Source organism: Streptomyces sp. NRRL WC-3742 (genome assembly GCF_000720635.1).
In the GTDB taxonomy this organism is placed as follows: Bacteria; Actinomycetota; Actinomycetes; order Streptomycetales; family Streptomycetaceae; genus Kitasatospora.
Genome location: NZ_JOCF01000066.1, coordinates 16,473 through 37,190 on the forward strand (window position 1 = coordinate 16,473; position 20,718 = coordinate 37,190).

A 20,718-nucleotide genomic window follows, 5' to 3' on the forward strand; every position below is an offset into this window, starting at 1 on the left:
TGTCAGGGTCTCAGGGGAGACCGTCAGATCGCCTCCCACAGGGCGGGGACGATCGGCGGCTCCCAGCCGACCTGCGCGGTGTGGCCCTGGATGCAGCGGTAGCTGACCCCGTTGTAGGTCACGATGTCCCCGGCGTTGTACGTGGTGCCGGGCGTCCAGGTGCCGCCGGGGTTGCCCGGCCCGCTGACGGTCAGCGTGAAGCTGGTCGTGTGGGTCGCGGAGCCGGCGCCGGTGACGGTGATGTTGTAGGTGCCGGCGGCGGTGGAGCTCGCGGTGCTGATGTTCAGCGTGGACGAGCCGCCGGACTGGACGGAGGTCGGGCTGAGCGAGACCGTCACGCCGGCGGGGGCGCCGGAGGCCGAGAGGTTGACGGTCTGGGCGGAGCCGGAGGTGGTGGCGGTGGAGACCGTCGCGCTGGTGGAGTCACCGGGCTTGACGGTGGCGCTGTTCGGGTTCACCGAGAGGGAGAAGTCGTTGGTGGGCACGGTGCCGCCGACGGAGGTCTTCCAGATGGTGTACGCCACGCCGTTGGCGCTGCGGCCGAGCGGGGTCGGGTCGACGTTGCTCGTGGTGTCGCAGGACTGGTGGTAGCAGGAGTCGTAGGACTGGCCGGCCTGGCCGCCCCACTTGGCCGCCTGGGACGAGGACTTGGTGGCGCTGGCACCGGCCGCGTACCCCGAGGTCGGGATGCCGGCCTGCTGGAAGGAGTAGTCGTCGGAGCGGCCGACGCCCTCGACGTTCTCCTCCGGCTGGATGTTCAGCGAGTCCCAGTACGCCTTCATCGGCGCGGAGGCACTGGAGTTGAGGTTGTTGACGAAGTAGCCGGCGTTGGGCGAGCCGACCATGTCGAAGTTGTAGTAGCCCTTGATCGCGGCGCGCTGGGTGGAGCTCAGCTGGCCGACGTAGTAGTTCGAGCCCTGCAGGCCCTGCTCCTCGCCGGTCCACCAGGCGAAGCGCACGTGGCGGCTCATGGTCGGGTTCTGCTGGGCGAGCGTGAGCGCGTTCTCGAGCAGGGTGGCCGAGCCGGAGCCGTTGTCGTTGATGCCGGGGCCGGCCGAGACGCTGTCCAGGTGGGCGCCGAACATGGTGACCTGGTCGGACGGGCCGCCGGGCCAGTCGGCGATCAGGTTGTTGGAGCGGTAGGTGCAGGAGGTGCAGGTCTGCTCGGCGACGGTGTAGCCGGCCGCCTGGAGCTTGGCCTTGATGAAGGCGACGGACTGGGTGTGCCCGCCGGTACCGGCCTGGCGGGTGCCGCCGTTCTGGTTGGCGATCGAGTTCAGCTGGCTGAGGTCGGCCTGGATCTTGCCGACGTCGATGGTGGGCGGGGTGCCCGGGTTGGGCCCGCCGCCGCCGACCGTCAGGCTGTACTGGGCGGTGTGGGTGGCCGCGCCCTCGGTGCCGGTGACGGTGACGGTGTAGGTGCCCGCGGGGGCCGAGTTGGAGGCGGACAGGGTCAGCGTGGCGGAGGAGCCGGCCTGCACCGAGCCCGGCGAGACGGTCGCGGTCACGCCGGTCGGGGCGCCGGTGGCCTTGAGGCTGACGCTCTGGGCGGTGCCCGAGGTCACCGCGGTGGAGATGGTCGCGGTGGTCGAGGCGCCGGGCTGGACGGTGCCGGAGGCCGGGTTGAGGTTGAGCGAGAAGTCGTTCTGGCCGCCGGTCGGCGTGCAGCTCGGGTCGCCGCTCTGCGCCGGGACGCTGACCGCGTCCCAGGCCGACTTGGTGGCCTTCCAGTACTCGCAGGTCGGGTCGAGGTTCTTGGCGGCGGTCAGTGTGGCGGTGCGGTAGCGCTTGTAGGTCATGCCGCTGGTCTTGAGCAGCATGCCGCCGTACCAGACCTGGCCGGCCTGCTTCATGCCGATGCCGGTGACCGAGGAGTTGTTGCAGGTCGGGCTGCTGGGCGAGCCGTTGGTGCCGCTGGAGCCCTTGGAGAGCAGGTAGAACCAGTGGTTCAGGGGGCCGGCCGCGGCGTGGACCTCGGTGCTCGGGATGGAGGAGGAGTAGCAGTTCGGGTCGTTGTTGACCAGGGAGGGCTGGTACAGGTTGCGGATGGGGCCGCTGCCGACCAGGTTGATCAGTCGGCCGACCTGGTAGTCCGGGTAGTCGTACTGCTGGGGCTCGTTGTTGTACTCCTTGGTGAGTGCGCCGAAGATGTCGCCGGTGCCCTCGCCGAGGCCGTTCTCGTTGTTGGCGCCGCCCGGGGTGAACTGGTCGATGCCGTGGCCGAACTCGTGGCCGACGACGTCCTGGGAGGCGATCCAGTCGCCGGACTGGCTGTGGCCGATGGAGACGGAGCTGCCGTCCCAGTAGGCGTTGACGTCGCTCAGGCCGACCTTGATCGGCCAGCTGCCGCCGTTGCCGTCGTGGCCGTTGCGGCCGAGCCAGTCGCGGAGCATGTCCCATTCCTTCTGGGCCGCCCACATGGCGTCGCCGCAGCCGGTCTCCTTGCTGGAGCCGCTGCCGTTGCCCCAGGAGTCGGAGGACTTCCGGAAGACCTGGCCGGTGCTGTAGTCGGAACAGCTCAGGCCGGGCCGGCTCGGGTCGCTCAGCGAGTACGAGCCGCCGGAGCCCGAGGTGCTGATGGTCATCGGGCCGGGGCCGTTCCACTTGCTGTTGACGGTGCCGGCCTCGACGTCGTCGTAGGTGTCGACGACCTCGCCGGTGGTGGCGTCGACGAAGACGTGCAGGCTGCTCGGCGCGGTCTCGGTGCGGCCCTTGAGCACGGTCTCCCAGGCGAGCGTGCCGGTGCCGTCCTTGACGCGCACGACCAGGCGGCGCTGGGCCACCGAGTCGACGGTGGCCAGGCGGGTGCGCGCCGTCCTCTCCGCGGCGGCGGCGCTGATCTTCGGGGTGGTCGAGCCGCCGACCGGGCCGGGGGCGGCGTTCTGCGAACCGCGCACCTTGCCCTGGCTGTCGGCCAGCACGACCGCGTCGCCGCCGACGACCGGCAGGCCGTGGTAGCTGCGCTCGTAGGAGACGGAGTACAGGCCGCCGAGCCAGGGGGTGACGGCGCGGCGCTCGTACGTCTCGCCCGGGCCCTTGGCCAGCGAGTCGGCCCCGGCCGCGGCGGCCGCGTCGGCGGCGTTCACGGCGAGGGCGAGCGCGCTCGGCGGGGCGGGCGTGGGTGTGGGCGCGGCGGTGGCCGGCCCTGCGGTGCCGGCGATCGCGCCGACCAGGAGAGTCAAGGTGGTGGCTGTGGTGAGCAACCGCCTTGTGGAAACTCTGCGTTGCATCGAGGCTCCTCGAACGTGGGGGTCCTCGACCGCGGACGGCATGGCTGGGGGCTCGCCGCAAGGCCGTGTCTGGGGACGGCCGTGCGGGCCGTCCGCGCTCGGGTGCCCGAACCCTCACATGGCGTCATGCTCCGGTCAATGGCTGGTGCGCGTGATGCATAGGGTTGGCAAATTCCGTCAAGCTGGGCTTATTCCCGAGTGGTTGAGACCACCAGGGCAACTGGTCGAGACCACCTGATGTACGGATCGATCGCCATCCAGTACCGTCTCGCTCGTGGAACCGGGGGGACGACGCGACCGGGGAGGCAGCGTGCACCGCAACCTGGTGGGCTCCGACGATCGGGCGACGCACCGCCCCGGCGGCCAGGAGACGGGCGCCTGGCGCGAGTTCGGCGCTCTGCTGCGGCACTGGCGGCGCAGGGCCGGACTGACCCAGGCGCAACTGGGCGCCGGGATCGGCTACGACCACACCGCCGTCAGCAAGATCGAGCACGGCGCCCGCAGGGTCACCCCCAGGATCGCCGATCGGATCGACCAACTCCTCGGAGCCGACGGCGAGTTGCGCGAGGCGTGCCTGCGGGCCGAGAGCGCCGTGCTGCCCGCCCTCGACCCCTTCGCCCCCGGTCTGCTGCGCCCGCCGCTGCCCTCGCACCTCTCCCTCGTCCCGGCTCCGGCCCCCGCGCTCCTGCCGCCGCGGCGGCTGCCGGACTACGGGCTGCTCTGCCCGCTGCACGACGCCGAGGGCTGCGACGTCCCCGAGGAGAGGGAACTGGCCGCCCTGCACCTCGAGTTCTGCGACGCCGACCCCACCGCCGCGCCGCCGCTGGACGCCGCCACCGCGCACGCCCTGGCCGCGCTGCTCGCCGCCCACCTGCGCGCCGGCGAGTCCGGCCACCGCACGGCCCTGGCCGTCGCCGTCGAGCGCACCCTGCGGGCCGTCCTCGCCCGGCTCGCCGTCGCACCCGCCGCGCAGCGCCGTCCGCTGGCCCGGTTGGCCGCCGAACACGCGCACGCGGCGGGGGCGTTGAGGATGCAGGACGGCAAGGGCGCCACCGCGATGGCCTGCTTCGACCGGGCGCTGACCTGGGCGAGGCTCGCCGAGGACGAGGCCACGCTGGTCGGCACGCTCAGCGACCTCAGCACCCTGGCCCGGCTCGACGACGATCCGGGCGTCGCCCTCGGCTACGCCGGCGAGATCGAGCGGGCCGCGCCCGGGCGGCACTGGGCGAGCGCGATGGGCGGCATCGGCCGGGCCCGCGCCCTCGCCCTGACCGGCGACGTGCGGGGCACCGTCCGGGAGATCGACCGGGCCCGGGCGCACGTGGAGCACATCGGCGCCCGGGACGAGGCGGACGCGCCCTGGCTGACCATCGCCTCGATGCGGCTGCGGGTCGAGTCCGCCGCGGCCGCCGCCCTGCGCGACCTCGCCGCGGAGGTGGACGACCCCCGGCTGGCCCGCCGGGCCCTGGCCGCCGCCGGGACGGCCCTGGGGCTGCTCGGTCCGGCCCAACTCCCCGCCAGCCGCCTCCTCTTCAACGTCCGCATCGCCGACTGCCACGTCTGCGCCCACGACCCGCAGACGGCCGTGGAGCTGCTCGGCCCCACCCTGGAGGCCGGCCCGGGCGGCCCGCTGCCCGCGCTCGTCGGGTACGAGCTGCGCGGGCTGCGCGCCCGACTGGCCGTGCACCGGCCGCAGGTGGCGCGGCGCCTGGGGGAGCTCGCGGGGTTGTGAGGGGCGCGGGCCGGACGGGAATTCCCTGCCGGATTGCCGAGCGCGCCCCTTTCACTCCGGCGTTTCGTCAACTTCGTGCGCATACCTTGCGTCGATCGGGTCAATTGTGGCGTTAACACGTCGAATGACTGACCAGGACTCAACATCCGGCTAGAGTCTCTGATCGTTTACAGTCGATCCCAGTCGTCAATTCAGTGTTCGTAGTCGGAACTTTTGGTCGGAATATTCATTCTTGTACCCGGGTATTCACTTCTGCGTCGCCCCCGGGCACCCCCGCCGACCGCCGAGCCGAGCGGGCCGCCCCGCTCACCACCCTCCGGAATGGACCATGACCACCTCGCCCTTCGCCGTGCCCTGCGAACGGATCGCGATCACCGGCATCGGCTGCCGCCTGCCGGGACACGCCAACGACCACCGCACCTACTGGCGCAACCTGATCGAGGGCCGGGACTGCCTCACCGACACCCCCGCCGACCGGTACAACACCGCCACCCTGGGCAGCCGCGACCGCGCCAAACCCGGCAGGCTGATCGGCGGCAGGGGCGGCTACATCGACGGCTTCGACACCTTCGACCCCGACTTCTTCGGCATCAGCCCCCGCGAGGCCGCCCACATGGACCCGCAGCAGCGAAAGCTTCTGGAGGTCAGCTGGGAGGCCCTGGAGGACGGTGGAATGCGGCCCGGGGAACTGGCCGGGCGCGAAGTCGGCGTCTACATGGGCGCGTTCACCCTCGACTGGAAGATCCTCCAGTTCGCCGACCTGGATTTCCGCACCATCGCCGCGCACACCGCCACCGGCACCATGATGACGATGGTCTCCAACCGGATCTCGCACTGCTTCGACTTCCGCGGCCCCAGTCTCTCGATCGACACCGCCTGCAGCTCCTCCCTCGTCGCCGTCCACCTCGCCTGCCAGAGCCTGCTGCGGGGCGAGAGCGAACTCGCCCTGGCCGGCGGCGCCCTGCTGCACATGACCCCGCAGTACACCATCGCCGAGACCAAGGGCGGATTCCTCTCCGCGGACGGCCGCTCCCGCGCCTTCGACGCCTCCGCCAACGGCTACGTCCGGGCCGAGGGCGTCGGTGTGGTCGTCCTCAAGCGCCTCTCCGACGCCCTGCGCGACGGGGACCAGGTGCACGCCGTCGTCCTCGGCACCGGCGTCAACCAGGACGGCCGCACCAACGGGATCACCGTGCCCAGCGCCGACGCCCAGGTCGCCCTGATCGAGAAGGTCTGCGCCGAGGCCGGCATCGAGCCCGGCAGCCTCCAGTACGTCGAGGCGCACGGCACCTCCACCCCCGTCGGCGACCCGATCGAGGCGGCCGCCCTCGGACGGGTCCTCGGCCGGGGCCGCCGCGCGGGGGAGCGCTGCTACGTCGGCTCCGTCAAGACCAACATCGGGCACACCGAGGCCGCCGCCGGGGTCGCCGGGCTGATCAAGACCGCGCTCGCGCTCAAGCACCGGCGCATCCCGCCGCACCTCAACCTGGAACGGCCCAACCCCGGCATCGACCTCGACGCCCTTCCCTTCGACATCCCCACCGCCGCCCTGGACTGGCCCGAGCACACCGGTCCGGCGCGGGCCGGCGTCAACTCCTTCGGCTTCGGCGGCACCAACGCCCACGTCCTGCTGGAGGAGCCGCCCAGCCCGGCGCTCCTGAACCCCGCTGTCGGAAGGCCGGTGTGCACGGTGCTGCCGCTCAGCACCAAGGACGCCGCCGCCCTGCCCGAACTCGCCGGCGCCGTACGGCGGGAGCTCGCCGAGGGCGCCCCGCTCGCCGACCTCGGCCACACCCTCGCCCACCGCCGCCAGCACCTGCCCGAACGCCTCGCCGTCGCCTACCGGGACAGGGAGGAACTGGAGCAGGCCCTCGCCGCCTGCGAACGCGGCGAGGCCCACCCCGCCCTCGTCCAGGGCCGGGCCCGCGAGCGGCGGCAGCGCCGGCTGGCCTGGGTGTTCACCGGCATGGGCCCCCAGTGGTGGGGCATGGGCCGGGGCCTGTACGACAGCGAACCGGTGTACCGGGAGGCCCTCGAGGCCGTGGACCGGGAGGTCCGCGACCAGGCCGGCTGGAGCCTCCTCGAGGAGATGCTCCGTGAGGAGGCCGACTCGCGGATGGCGCACACCTGGCTCGCCCAACCCGCCAACTTCGCCCTCCAGGTCGGGCTTTCGGCCCTGTGGCGCAGCCGCGGCGTGCGCCCCGACGCCGTGGTCGGGCACAGCACCGGCGAGGTGGCCGCCTTCCACGAGGCCGGGGTGTACGACCTGCCGGACGCCGTCCGGGTGGTCCTCACCCGCAGCCGCCTCCAGCAGCGCCTCGCCGGCACCGGCGCCATGATCGCCGCCGGGCTCTCCGAGGCCGAGGCCGAGCGGCGGCTGCGCCCCTACCGGGAGCTGGTCTCGCTCGCCGCCGTCAACGGCCCCTCCTCCGTCACCCTGGCCGGGGACACCGGGGCGATCGGCGAACTCGCCGGGCAACTCGCCGCCGAGGGCGTCTTCGTGAGGGCCCTCGAGGTCAAAGTGCCCTACCACAGCCTGCTGATGGACCCGATCCGGGAGGAACTCCTCGCGGGCCTCGCCGGGATCAAGCCGCGGCGCGCCCGGCTGCCGCTGCACCTCACCGGCCGGGAGGGCGTCGCCGCCGGGCCCGAGCTCGACGGGGCGTACTGGTGGGACAACGTCCGCGACACCGTCCGCTTCCGGGCCGCCGTCGAGCGGATGGCGGCGGAGGGCCTCGGCGTCTTCCTGGAGATCGGCCCGCACCCCGTCCTCGGCCACGCCGTCCGGGAGAGCGTCGAGCATGCCGTGTGCCTGCCCTCGCTGCGCCGCCACGAGGACGAGCCCGCCCGCCTCACCCGCAGCCTCGCCGAACTGCACACCCTCGGCGTCGAGTTGGACTGGACGGCGCTGCACCCGGCGGGCCGGCCGGTGCCGCTGCCCGGGTACCCGTGGCGGCGCGAGCGGTACTGGACGGAGCCGGAGGCCGTACGGCAGGTCCGCCTCGGCGAGGTCGACCACCCGTTGCTCGGCCGGCGCACCGCGAGCGCCCAGCCCACCTGGGCCACCGACCTCGACCCCGAGCGGCTGCCCTACCTCGGCGACCACCGCATCGAGGGCCAGGCCGTCCTCCCCGCCGCCGGGTACCTCGAGATGGCCGCCCAGGCCGTGCGCGCCCTCACCGGCGGCAGCGAAGTCACGCTCGCCGACGTCGAGTTCCAGCGGGCGCTGGTCCTCTCCGAGAGCGAACCCACCCCCGTCCAGCTCGGCTACGCCCCCGAGGACGCCCGCTTCACCATCGCCTCCACCCCCGGCGGCGAGAGCCTCGTCCACGCCACGGGCCGGGTGCGCACCGGCCAGCGCCGCGCCCACGGGCCCGCCCTGGACGCCGAGTCCGTACGCCTCGGCAAGGCGCGCCTCGACGGCCCCGACTGCTACCGCCGCCTCGCCGACCACGGCTACCACTACGGGCCCGCCTTCCGGAACATCGCCGAGGTCTGGGCCGGGCCCGGCGAGGCCCTCGCCCGCATCGAGCCGGCCGCCGCGCTCGGCCCGCGGGCCGGCGAGCACCACCTCCACCCCGCCCTGCTCGACGCCTGCTTCCAGACCCTCCTCACCACCCGGCTGCACGCCCCGGAGCGCGGCGGGGTGCGTGGCGGGGTGCGGCTGCCCGTCGCCATCGGGGAACTGCGGATCGACGCGGTCGGCGCCCGCCCGCTGTGGGCGCACGCCACCGTCACCCGCGACAGCGGCGAGGAACTGGTCGGAGACCTCGCCCTGTACGCCGAGGACGGCACCCCGCTCGGGCGGATCACCGGCTTCCGTGCCGCCGACGTCACCGCGGCCGCCACCTCGGTGGGCCTGGCGACCATCGACGGGTGGCTCACCGAACCGGTCTGGACGGAGGTTGCGTCGCCGTCCGCCACGGAGGACACCGGCGACCTGCTGATCTTCGCCGACGAGGGCGGGCTCGCCGAGCGCCTGGCCGCGCTGACCGGCCGCGCCCACCTGGTGAGGCCCGGCGCGAACTACTCCTTCGGCGAGCGGAGTTCGACCGTACGGCCCGACTCCGCCGAGGACCACGCCCGGCTGCTCGCCGACCTCGGCCCGGCCCACCGCACCGCCGTCCACCTCTGGAACCTCGACCAGCCCGCCCTCGACTCCACCACCCCCGAGCGGCTCGACGAGCTCGCCACCCACGGCGCCTACGCCCTGATCGCGCTCGCCCAGGCCCTGCCCGCCGCCCGGCCGCAGATGCGGCTGCACATCGTCACCCGGGGCGCCCAGGCCGCCGGGCCCGAGGACCGCGTCGAGCCCCTCGGCGCCCCCGCCTGGGGCCTCGGCCGGGTGCTCTGGCAGCAGGAACTCGTGGCCCAGCGCGGCACGTTGATCGACCTCGACCCCGCCCGGCCCGCCGCCGAACAGGCCGAAACCCTGCTCGCGGAACTCGCCGCCCGCGACGAGCAGGAGATCGCCCTGCGCGGCGGCCGCCGCCTCACCGCCCGCCTGCGCCCCGCCGAAGGGCTCACCCGCCCGCTGCCGCCCGTCCTGCGCGCGGACGGAAGCTACCTCGTCACCGGCGCCTTCGGCGCGCTGGGCCGGCTGCTCTGCCGCACCCTGGTGCGGCGCGGCGCCCGCCGGCTGATCCTCGTCGGCCGCACCGCCCTGCCCGGGCGCGACCAATGGGCGCAGACCGACCCCGCCACCCCCGCCGGGGAGCGGATCGCCTTCCTGCGCGAACTCCAGGCCCTCGGCGCCTCCCCGCTGATCGCCCCCGTCGACGTCACCGACGGGGCCGCCCTCGCCGCCTGGCTCGACGACTACCGGAGCCGCGAACTCCCGCCCGTCCGCGGCGTGTTCCACCTCGCCGGTCAGGTCCGCGACACCCTGCTCGCCCAGATGGACCGCCCCGCCTTCGACGCCGGCTACGCCCCCAAGGTGATCGGCGCCCACCTGCTGCACCGGCTGCTGCGCGAGGAACCCCTCGACCACTTCGTGCTCTTCGCCTCCGTCGCCTCCCTGCTCACCACCGCCGGACAGACCAACTACGCGGCGGGCAACGCCTTCCTGGACGCCCTCGCCCACCACCGCCGGGCCGCGGGCCTGCCCGGGCTCAGCCTCGACTGGGGCCCCTGGGCCACCGGCATGATCGAGGAACTCGGCCTGGTCGCCCACTACCGCGACGCCCGCGGCATGAACTCCCTGCCGCCCGAGGCCGGAACGGCCGTCCTCGAACGCGTCCTCGGCCAGGACCGCGCCCAGCTGCTCATCGCCCCCGTCGTCGACTGGCCGACCTTCCTCGCCTGGTACCCGGCGCCGCCGCCGCTGGTCGCCGACCTCGCCGCAGCGGCCGCCGACCGGGCCCCGGCCGAGGCGGGAGGCTTCCTCGACGCCTACCGCCCCGCCGACCCGGACGCCCGCCGCGCCCTCGTCCTGGAGCGCCTCACCGCCGCCGCGGCCGCCGTCCTGCGCACCGGCGCCGACCGCATCGAGGAGACGACCAGGCTCGGCGCCCACGGCCTGGACTCGCTGCTGGCCATGGAGCTGCGCGCCCGCGTCCACGGCGAACTCGGCGTCGCCCTCCCGGTGGTGGCGCTGCTCGGCAACGGCACCGTCGGCGACCTCGCCGACCTGCTCACCGAGGGCCTGACCGCGCTGCTCGCCACCCTGATCGAGGAGGCCGGCCCCGGGCGCGCCGAGGCCGAACTCCACACCGACGAGGCCCGCTTCCCGCTCACCCACAACCAGCAGGCCCTGTGGTTCCTGCGCCAGCTGCACCCGGACGGCTTCGCGTACAACATCGGCGGCGCCGTCGAGGTGCGCGCCGAACTCGACCCCGAGCTCCTGTTCGCCGCCTTCCGCCACCTGGTGGAGCGGCACCCGCTGCTGCGGGCCGCCTTCACCACCGAGCAGGGCCGCCCCGTCCAGCACGTGCGCGCCGAACCCGCCGCCGACACCGCCCTGTTCGACGTCGAGGGCCGCCCCTGGGAGGAGGTCCGCGAGCTGCTCGTCGGCGAGTACCGGCGGCCGTACGACCTTGAGCGGGACCCGCTGGTGCGGCTTCGGCTCTTCCGGCGCGGGCCCGACCGCTGGGTGCTGATGAAGGCCGTCCACCACATCGTCTCGGACGCGATCTCCACCTTCACCTTCATCGAGGAGCTGTTCGAGGTCTACGCGGCGCTGCGCGAGGGCCGTACCCCGCAGCTGCCGCCGGTGGCCGCCCGCTACCTGGACTTCCTCAACCACCAGAACCGCTTCCTGGCCGGGCCCGAGGCGGGCCGGATGCTCGGCTACTGGCGCGGCCACCTGCCCGCCGAGATGCCCGTCCTCGCCCTGCCCACCGACCGGCCCCGCCCGGCCGTGCAGACCCACAACGGCGCCTCCGAGTTCTTCCGGCTCGACGCCGAACTCACCGACCGCGTCCACGCGTTGGCCCGGGAGCACAACGCCACCCCGTTCATGGTGCTGCTGAGCGCCTACTACCTGCTGCTGCACCGCTGGTCCGGCCAGGACGGCATCGTGGTCGGCAGCCCCGTCACCGGCCGCACCCAGGAGGAGTTCGCCTCCGTCTACGGCTACTTCGTCAACCCGCTGCCGCTGCACGTGAGCCTCGCCGGGGAGCCGACCGTCGCCGAGCTGCTCGCCAGGGTGCGCGAGAGCGTCCTCGGCGGGCTCGACCACCAGGAGTACCCCTTCCCGCTGCTGGTCGAACAGCTCGGGCTCCAGCACGACCCCAGCCGCTCGGCCGTCTTCCAGGCGATGTTCATCCTGCTCACCCACAAGGTCGCCGTGGAGCGCTTCGGCTACCGCCTGGAGTACATCGAACTGCCCGAGGAGGAGGGCCAGTTCGACCTGACGCTCTCCGCCTACGAGGACCGCGCGGACGGCAGCTTCCACTGCGTGTTCAAGTACAACTCCGACCTGTTCGACCCCGGGACGGTCCAGCGGCTCGCCGCCCACTACCGCAACCTGCTCGACGCCATGACCCGCGCCGGTGCCGACGAGCCGGTCGGACGGCTGCGGATGCTCGACACCGCCGAACGCCGCCTGATCCTCGAGGAGTTCAGCGGAGCCGCCCGCCGCATCGACCATGACGCGCCCTTGCCCGAGCTCTTCGCCAAGGCGGCCGCCGAACACCCCGAGGCCCTCGCCGTCGTCCACCCCGGCAGGGACGGCGTGGAACGGCTCACCTACGGAGAGCTCGACCGCCGCTCCCACCGCCGGGCCCTGCGGCTGCGCGAACTCGGCGTCGGCGAGGGCGCGGTGGTCGCCGTCCACCTCGACAAGTCGCCCGAGCTGATCACCACCCTGCTGGCCGTCTGGCGGGCCGGCGCCGCCTACCTGCCGCTCGACCCCGGCCACCCGGCCGACCGGCTCGCCCACCAGATCGCCGACGCCCGCGCCGCCCTGGTCCTCGTCGACCAGCGCCGCCCGCTGCCCGAGGGGCTCATCGCCACGCCCGCCACGGCTGTCGCGCCCGCCACGGCCGCCCCGCCAGCCATGCCCGTCACGCCCGTCACGCCCGTCACCCTGGAGGAGCTGGACCGGCCCGCCCGCGCCGAGGGCCCGCTGCCCGCCCCCGACCCCGACCGGACCGCGTACGTCATCCACACCTCCGGCTCCACCGGCCGCCCCAAGGGCGTCCGGGTCACCCACCGCAACCTCTCCGCCGTCACCGCCGGCTGGCGCGCCGAGTACCGCCTCGACACCGAGGCCCGGGTGCACCTCCAGATGGCCGCCAGCGCCTTCGACGTCTTCACCGGGGACCTCGCCCGGGCCCTGGGCACCGGCGGCGCCCTCGTCCTCGTCGACCGGGACCTGCTCTTCGACACCGCCCGCCTCCACCGGGTGATGCGCGAAGAGGCCGTCGACTGCGGCGAGTTCGTCCCCGCCGTGGCCCGCGCCCTGCTCGCCCACTGCGAACGGGACGGCCTGCGGCTGGACTTCCTCAAGCTGCTGATCGTCGGCTCCGACTCCTGGAAGGCTTCCGAGCACCGCCGGCTGCGCGCCCTGTGCGGGCCGCACACCCGGCTCGTCAACTCCTACGGCCTCACCGAGGCCACCGTGGACAGCAGCTACTACGAGGGCGCCGCCGAGGAGTCGGAGCCCGGCCGGATGGTCCCCATCGGCCGGCCCTTCCCCAACAGCGAGCTGTACATCCTCGACCGCCACGGCGAGCCGGTGCCCGTCGGCGTGCCCGGCGAACTGTGGATCGGCGGCGCGGGCGTGGCCGCCGGATACCTCGGAGACCCCGAGCAGACCGCCCGCCGCTTCGCCACCGTCCACCTCGACGGCACCCCCCGGCGCCTCTACCGCACCGGCGACCTCGGCCACTGGAGCGCCGACGGCACCGCCCACCTGCTCGGCCGCATCGACAACCAGGTCAAGGTCCGGGGCCACCGCATCGAACCCGGCGAGATCGAGGCCCACCTCACCGCCCTGCCCGACGTCGCCCACGCCTGCGTGACGGTCCGTCAGGACCACTCCGGGGACGCCGCCCTGGCCGCCTACCTGGTCCCCGCCGAGGGCGCCGCCCTCGACCGCCGCGAGCTGCGCCGCCGCCTCGCCGAACACCTGCCCACGGTGATGATCCCCTCCTACCTCACCGAACTGCCCGCCCTGCCCCTCACCGCCAACGGCAAGGTCGACCTCGCCGCCCTGCCCGCACCCGAGACCGACACCGGCGGCGATCACCACGAACCGCCCGTCACCCTCTACGAACAGCGGGTCGCCGACCACTGGCAGCGCCTGCTCGGCCTCGACAGGGCGGGCCTCCAGCACGACTTCTTCGAGCTCGGCGGCAGCTCCATCCGGCTGATCGAACTCATCCACCACCTCCAGGCCGAGTTCACCATCGAGATCCCCGTCGGCCTGCTGTTCAAGGTCACCACCCTGCACGGCATGGCCCGCACCGTCGAGCAGATCGTCACCGGCGAACTGGCCGGCGCCCAGCCGTACCTGTGGTTCAACTCCGGCGCCCCCGGGGCCCGTACGCTCTTCTGCTTCCCGCCCGCCGGCGGCCACGGACTCGTCTACCGCCAACTCGCCGCCCACCTGCCCGAACACCGCGTCGCCGCCTTCAACTACCTGAGCGGGGACGACAAGACCAGCCGCTACGCCGACCTCGTCGAGACCCTCCACCCCGAGGGCCCGTACACGCTGCTCGGCTACTCCCTCGGCGGCAACCTCGCCTTCGAGGTCGCCAGGGAACTGGAGGCCCGCGGGCGCACCGTCACCTCCGTCCTGCTCCTCGACGCCTACCGCGTCAACGCCGCCTTCGACCTCGGCGAGGACCACCTCGCCGCCTTCGAACGCGAACTCCACGAGCACCTGCACCGCCACACCGGCTCCCGGATCGTCGCCCGGGAGAGCCTCCACCAGGCCCGCGACTACCTGGAGTTCTGCAGCCGCACCCCCAACCTGGGCACCGTGCGCGCCCGGCTGGACGTCCTGTGCGAGCCCGCCCGCCTCGCCGTCCACACCGGCGGCGAGGAGGGCTCCTGGCAGGGCGCCTCCACCGGCGGCACCACCGTCCGGGCCGGGCACGGCAGCCACGCCGAGATGCTCGACGGCGAATCCGCCGCCCTCAACGCCGCTGCGGTGGCCACCCTGCTGACCGGAGGCACCGCCGATGGCCGGGGCTGAACGCGGCTCGGCCGAGCCCGGGCGTCGCGGCCCGGACTGGTCAGAGCGCGAGCGGACGGACGGCGGCCCGCCCCGGGTCATCGTCATCGGCGCGGGCCTCGCGGGCCTGGCCACCGGCTGCTACGCGCAGATGAGCGGACTGGAGACCCGCATCTTCGAGAAGCACGTCCTGCCCGGCGGCTGCTGCACCGCCTGGGCCCGCGACGGCTACCTCTTCGACTACTGCATCGACTGGCTCATCGGCACCGCCGAGACCAGCGGCGCCCACCAGGTCTGGCGCGAACTCGGCGCCCTGGACGGCAAGTCCGTCACCCACTTCGACGTCTTCAACCGCGTCGTCGACGAACACGGCCGCGCCGTCACCTTCCACTGCGACCCGGACCGCCTCGAAGCCCACCTGCTCGACCTCGCCCCCGGCGACGCCGCCCCCGTCCGCGAGTTCTGCCGGGACCTGCGCCGCTTCGTCGCCGCCGCGGCCCCCTGGGAGCTCACCCCGCCGCCGCTGCGCACCACCGCCGAGCGGCTGCGCACCCTGCGCGCCGTCCTACCCGCCTTCCGGCTGTACTGGCGCACCGCCACCACCCCGATGAGCGCCTTCGCCGAGCGCTTCGAGGACCAACTGCTGCGCCGGGCCTTCCCCGTCATGTTCCTCCAGGAACCGGCCGGCTTCCCCCTGCTGCCCTACCTCTACACCCTCGCCGCCGCCCACACCGGCAACGCCGGTTTCCCCCAAGGGGGTTCGCTGGGCCTGGCCCGCTCCGTCGAGGAGCGCTACACCTCCCTCGGCGGCACGATCGGCTACCGCTGCCGCGTCGAACGCGTCCTGATCGAGGGCGGGCGCGCGATCGGCGTCCAACTCAGGGACGGCTCACGACACTTCGCCGACCACGTGGTGGCCGCCTGCGACGGCCCGACCGTGCTCGGCAAGCTGCTCGGCGGGCTGTGGTCCAGCCCCACCCTGGACCGGATGTACGGCGAACTCCTCGACAGGCCCGGCAACCTGTACCCGGCCGTGGTCTCCGCCTTCGTCGGCCTCGAGGGCCCGCTTCCGCCCGGCGAACCCCACAGCACCACCTACCTGCTGGAACCCCGCACGGCCGCGCGGCTGCCCGGCTCCCTCCAGAGCAGCCTGGTGGTGCAGCTGCGCTCGGCCTACGCGGAGGGCTTCGCCCCGCCCGGCAAGTCCGTCCTGCACTGCACCTACTTCAGCGACTACCGCTCCTGGAAGGAGCTCAAGCTGCGCGACCGCCGCGCCTACCGCGCCCGCAAGCAGGAAGTCGCCGCGTTCGTCCGGGAGTTCCTCGAGCGCACCTACCCCGGGATCGGTCGGCGGATCGAACTCGTCGACGTCGCCTCCCCGGTGACCACCGAGCGCTTCACCGGCAACACCTACGGCAGCATCCTCGCCTGGCAGGCGTTCTCCGAGGCCGAGGACGCCGCCGACCGGCTCGTCAACCGCGACCGGATGCGGATCCCGGGCCTGGCCGGCTTCTCCATGGCCGGGCAGTGGACGGCCCTCGGGGGCCTCATCCGCGCCGCCACCAGCGGCCGTTACGCCGCCCAGTACCTCTGCCGGGACCTCGGGGTGCCCTTCCGCGCCCGGCCTAGCGAGAACCGGGAGCCCTGGCACCCCGGAAAGTGGGGCCGGCTGCCCCGGCTCGACCGCGCCACCGTGGGAGCGTCCGAATGAGCCGCCCGTCGACCGACAGGCAGAGCATGGTCATCATCGGCGGAGGGCTCGGGGGCCTGTCCACCGGCTGCTACGCGCGGATGAACGGCTACCGCACCCACGTCCTGGAGATGCACGAGATCCCCGGCGGCTGCTGCACCGCCTGGGAGCGCGGGGAGTTCACCTTCGACTGCTGCGTCAGCTGGCTGCTCGGCAGCGGCCCCGGCAACGAGATGCACAGGATCTGGCTGGAGCTCGGCGCCCTCCAGGGAAAGCGGATGCGCAACTTCGACGTGTTCAACGTGGTGCGCACCCGCGGCGGCCGGGCCGTCTACTTCTACTCCGACCCCGACCGCCTCCAGGCCCACCTGCTCGACCTCGCCCCCGAGGACGCCCGCCAGATCCGGCAGTTCTGCGACGGTCTGCGCAAGTTCCGCCGGGCGCTGGCCCGTTACCCCTTCCTCACCCCGGTCGGGCTGATGGGCCGCGCCGAACGCTGGCGGATGCTCGCCGGCTTCCTGCCGTACTTCAACGTCATCCGGCGCTCCATCACCGTGCTGATGAGCGACTACGCGGCCCGGTTCCGGAGCCCGCTGCTGCGCGAGGCGTTCAACTTCGTCCTGTACGAGAAGCACCCCAACTTCCCCGTCCTGCCCACCTACTTCCAGCTCGCCTCGCACGCCGGGCACTCCGCCGGCGTGCCCGAAGGCGGCTCGCTGGGCCTGGCCCGCTCCGTCGAGAAGCGCTACCGGCGCCTCGGCGGGGAGATCACCTACAACGCCAAGGTGAGCGAGATCCTCGTCGAGCGCGACACGGCGGTGGGCGTACGGCTGACCGACGGGCGGGAGGTGCGCGCCGACGTCGTGGTGGCCGCCTGCGACGGCCGCACCACCATGATGGACCTGCTCAAGGGCCGCTACCTCAACGACACCTACCGCCGGCTGTACACCCGGACCATCACCGAGGAGGGCATGGTCTTCCCCGGCTACCTGACCGTCTTCCTCGGTCTGCGCCGACCCTTCCCCGCCGGGGACCCGTGCACCACCTACCTGCTCGAGGAGGAGCTCGCCGCCCGGCTCACCGGGATGCGCCACCCGAGCATCAACGTCCAGTTCCGTAGCCGCCACTACCCCGAACTCTCACCCCCCGCCACCACCGTCGTCTACGCCAGCTACTTCTGCGACATCGCCCCCTGGCGGGAGTTGAGCACCGGCCCCGAGCAGCAGGCCCGCACCCGGCGCGGCGAGGAACTGCACACCCTGCCCGTCGGCCGGGGCCGCGCCTACCAGCGCGAGAAGCGCCGGGTGCGCGACGCGATCGTCGACTTCCTGGACGGCCACCACCCGGGCCTGCGCGAGGCGGTGGCCGTCAAGGACGTCTCCACCCCGCTCACCCAGGTCCGCTACACGGGCAACTACGACGGCACGGTGCTCGGCTGGCAGCCCTTCGTGGACAGCGGCGAGACCCTGGAGGAGGAGGTCAAACGCAACGGCCCCGGCGTCCCGGGCCTCGCCAACTGCTACCTCTCCGGCGTCTGGGCCACCACCGGCGGCCTGATCAGGGCGGCCGCCGCCGGCCGGCACGTGGTCCAGTTCATCTGCCGCGACGACCGCAGGCCGTTCACCGCCTCGGTCGACGACACCGCGCCGCCGCCCGTCCTGATCGTCGAACCGGTCGGCCCCGACCGGGAGTTCGGCCCTGACCGGCAGCTTGACCCTGACCGGCAGCTTGACCCCGACCGGCAGTTCGGCCCCGACCGGCAGTTTGGAGCGACCTCGTGAGGATCGAGAAGTGGATCGTCCGCGAGCACGTCGAGGGCGTGCCCGACGTCGGGCGGATGTACCGCAAGGTCGTCGAGGAGGTGGAGGTGCGCCTGGCCGAGGACGAGATGCTGCTGCGGACCCTGCACGTCTCCGTCGACCCGTACCTCCAGGGGATCGCGCTGGACACCCCGCTGGGGCAGCACATGGGCTCCGACTCGATCATGGAGGTGGTGGAGGCCGGGCCCGCCGCGCGCTTCGGGGTGGGCGAGCTGGTGCAGGGGTTCGGCGGCTGGCGCAGCCATGTGGTCAGCGACGGCGCGCCGCAGCTGTGGCAGACCGGCACGTTCCCGATGGTCTTCCCCGCCTACCGGCGCCTCGACCGGGCCGACTACGACGAGCGGTTGCCCCTCACCACCGCCCTCGGCATCCTCGGCGGCCCCGGGATGACGGCCTGGGGGACGGTCGAGACCTTCCTCGACGTGCGGCCCGGCTCGACGGTGGTGGTCAGCGGCGCGTCCGGGGCCGTCGGCTCGCTGGTCGGGCAGCTCGCCAAGCGGCGCGGCGCCCGGGTGATCGGCACCACCGCCACCCCGGAGAAGGCCGAGTGGCTCTGGGAGCTGGGCTTCGACGGGGTGGTGCTCTACTGCGACGGGGACGCCCCCGAGCGGCTGGAGAAGGAGCTCGCCGAACTCGCCCCGGACGGCGTGGACCGCTACTTCGACAGCCTTGGCGGGGCGCTCACCGACGTGGTCTTCGGCATGCTCGCCGTCGGCAGCAGGGTGGCGGTGTGCTGGCAGTGGGGCAGCCAGGTCGGCTCCCGGCACGTCGGGCCCCGGCTGCTGCCGCTGATCATGTTCCCGCGCACCACCATCCGCGGGATCTTCTCGCTGGAGTGGTTCACCGAGGAGAACTGGACGGCGCTGCGGCGCGACCTCGGGCCGCTGGTGCGCTCCGGGGCGCTCGCCTACCGGCAGACCGTCCACCAGGGCTTCGACGCCATCCCGGCCGCCTACCGCAGCCTCTTCCACGACCGCTCGGCCAGCCGGGGGAAGGTGCTGGTGCGGCTGTGAGGCAGCGGGGCCTCCCGACCCGGTCGGGAGAAGCCCCGCCGCTCCCTGCGCGTCAGCTCAGGGTGAACCAGACGCCGCGGGACTTCTTCCACTCCGGGTGGGTGAGGTCCTTGGCCTCCGTCGCGTCGTTGTACAGGTCGGCCGAGCCGCAGTCCGTGATCAGCTGCGCCCTGGCACCCGGCGCGTCCAGGTTCGGCACGTCCGGGACGGCCTCCCAGGCGCCCGCGTCGCCCGTCGGCAGGTCGAGCACCTTGACGGGCGCGGAGCCCGGCTGCCCGTCCCAGCGGTAGAGCGCGTACGGCGCGGAGTTGTCCTCGGCGGCCCAGGAGCCGGCCACGATCAGGTACTGGCCCAGTGAGTTGCGGCGCAGGTCGCGGATCGACAGGCCCCCGAGGTCCAGCTCGATGGGTTGGCCGATCGTGGCCCGGGTGGCCGAACCGTCCACCAGGGAGGTGAAGTTGGTGACCGGCACCAGCAGCGCCCGGCCGCCGGTGACCGCCGGGGTCAGCGGCGCGCGGAAGCCGATGTAGGCGGTGGAGTCGCTGCCCGGGGCGAACTCCAGGCCCTCCACGTTGAACCCGTCGATCTGCTTGGGCGCCTGGCCCTCGGCGGCGCCCGCCGCGAAGCCGTAGCGGTCGCCGTTGGCGGAGTCCCAGGCGATCAGGTCGTCGCGCAGGCCCTGGTAGGAGCCGACCAGCGTCAGCTGGGTGTCGGCGCCCGAGCCGGTCACCTTGGTGGCGAAGACGGTGCTGCGGTCCGGGCGGAGCTTGCCGTCCTTGTTGTTGCCCAGCGAGCCCGTCCAGTAGATCGTGTCGCCGACCCGGGCGGCCGCCTCGATGTCGATCTCCCGGGTGACGCCGAGGAGCGTACTGAAGTCCCAGGTACGCACCGGGGCACCCGAGTTGGCGCGGTTGTACAGCCGCAGGGTGTTGGACTCGTCGTCGCCGACCACGATGTAGCCGCCGCCCGCGTCCACCGCCGCAGAGGCGTCGCTGGAGCCGGTGAAGTAGCGGGTGGCGGCGGAGTTCTGGACGGCGGCGGAGGCCGCGTAGTGCAGCGTGCGGGTGGCGGTCCTGCCGCCCAGGCCCGTCACCTTGACCGTCAGGTCGGTGTAGCCGACGCCCTGCGCGGCCACGGCCAGGGTGCGGCTGGCGCCGGTGCCGGTGACCTTCACGTCCCCGGTGCGGGCCACCGAGGAGCTGGTGGTCGCCGAGGCCGCGACCGTCAGCGAGGAAGCGCCGGCGCCGCTCTGCGCCACCGTGACGGTCACGGTCGGGTCGCCGGTGGCCCCCACCGCGCCGGACAGGTACCCGGCCGACAGGGTGATCGTCGGCGTGCCGTACGTGACCGCGCCGGCCGGTACGGCGGGCAGCGCGACCACGGGCAGGGCGGCGACGGCGAGCGCGAGCAGCGGCAGTGGACGGCGGTAGGAGCGAAGCACGGTGACAACCCTTCGACGCGCGGACGAACGGACGGGGGTGCGGAGTGGCCAGACTGCCGCCGCCCGGCGAACGCCGCCCCTACGGGGACGAGCCGACGGGCGAACTGTGCTTTGCGGACCGGTGACCGGCTCTTGACCGGCTCTTGGTCTTCTCTTCGGCCCGCCCGTCT

General features: G+C 73.5%; 7 protein-coding genes. 5 read left to right on the top strand and 2 right to left on the bottom strand.

The genetic code is table 11. From position 1 onward, the window contains the following. Positions 1-23 precede the first annotated feature (23 nt). Complete coding sequence (locus IH61_RS0130470) at positions 24-3,230, bottom strand: M28 family peptidase (protein ID WP_051838371.1); 3,207 nt, start codon at positions 3,228-3,230, stop codon at positions 24-26. Between the two features lie 310 nt (positions 3,231-3,540). Between IH61_RS0130470 and IH61_RS47935 the strand changes: the two genes are divergently transcribed. The 5 genes from IH61_RS47935 to IH61_RS0130495 all read left to right on the top strand — a co-directional run bounded on the left by IH61_RS47935 (position 3,541) and on the right by IH61_RS0130495 (position 19,107). Next, positions 3,541-4,962 carry a helix-turn-helix domain-containing protein gene (locus tag IH61_RS47935; protein ID WP_051838372.1) on the top strand — a complete coding sequence of 474 codons (1,422 nt, stop codon included), beginning with the start codon at positions 3,541-3,543 and terminating at the stop codon, positions 4,960-4,962. A 328-nt stretch (positions 4,963-5,290) separates the two neighbouring features. Beyond that, positions 5,291-14,605 (top strand): hybrid non-ribosomal peptide synthetase/type I polyketide synthase, encoded by a 9,315-nt coding sequence (locus IH61_RS0130480; protein WP_031075732.1) that lies wholly within the window; start codon positions 5,291-5,293, stop codon positions 14,603-14,605. Further along, positions 14,592-16,295: a phytoene desaturase family protein gene (locus tag IH61_RS0130485; protein WP_031075734.1), complete on the top strand. Its 1,704-nt coding sequence runs from the start codon at positions 14,592-14,594 to the stop codon at positions 16,293-16,295. Before IH61_RS0130480 ends, IH61_RS0130485 begins: the two co-directional genes overlap by 14 nt. Before the next feature lie 26 nt (positions 16,296-16,321). Next, entirely contained in the window at positions 16,322-18,055 is a 1,734-nt protein-coding gene (locus tag IH61_RS0130490) for a phytoene desaturase family protein (protein ID WP_051838373.1), read from the top strand. Next, positions 18,052-19,107 carry an MDR family NADP-dependent oxidoreductase gene (locus IH61_RS0130495; RefSeq protein WP_031075737.1) on the top strand — a complete coding sequence of 352 codons (1,056 nt, stop codon included), beginning with the start codon at positions 18,052-18,054 and terminating at the stop codon, positions 19,105-19,107. Before IH61_RS0130490 ends, IH61_RS0130495 begins: the two co-directional genes overlap by 4 nt. 52 nt (positions 19,108-19,159) lie before the next feature. Here the strand turns inward: IH61_RS0130495 and IH61_RS0130500 are convergent, their stop codons facing one another. Then, positions 19,160-20,548, bottom strand: a complete 1,389-nt coding sequence (locus IH61_RS0130500) for a hypothetical protein (protein WP_051838374.1) — start codon at positions 20,546-20,548, stop codon at positions 19,160-19,162. Positions 20,549-20,718 lie beyond the last annotated feature (170 nt).

Coding starts and splice junctions, on each gene's coding strand:
- IH61_RS0130470 (WP_051838371.1), bottom strand. CDS start 3,230: ATGCAACGCAGAGTTTCCACAAGGCGGTTGCTCACCACAGCCACCACC.
- IH61_RS0130480 (WP_031075732.1), top strand. CDS start 5,291: ATGACCACCTCGCCCTTCGCCGTGCCCTGCGAACGGATCGCGATCACC.
- IH61_RS0130485 (WP_031075734.1), top strand. CDS start 14,592: ATGGCCGGGGCTGAACGCGGCTCGGCCGAGCCCGGGCGTCGCGGCCCG.
- IH61_RS0130490 (WP_051838373.1), top strand. CDS start 16,322: ATGGTCATCATCGGCGGAGGGCTCGGGGGCCTGTCCACCGGCTGCTAC.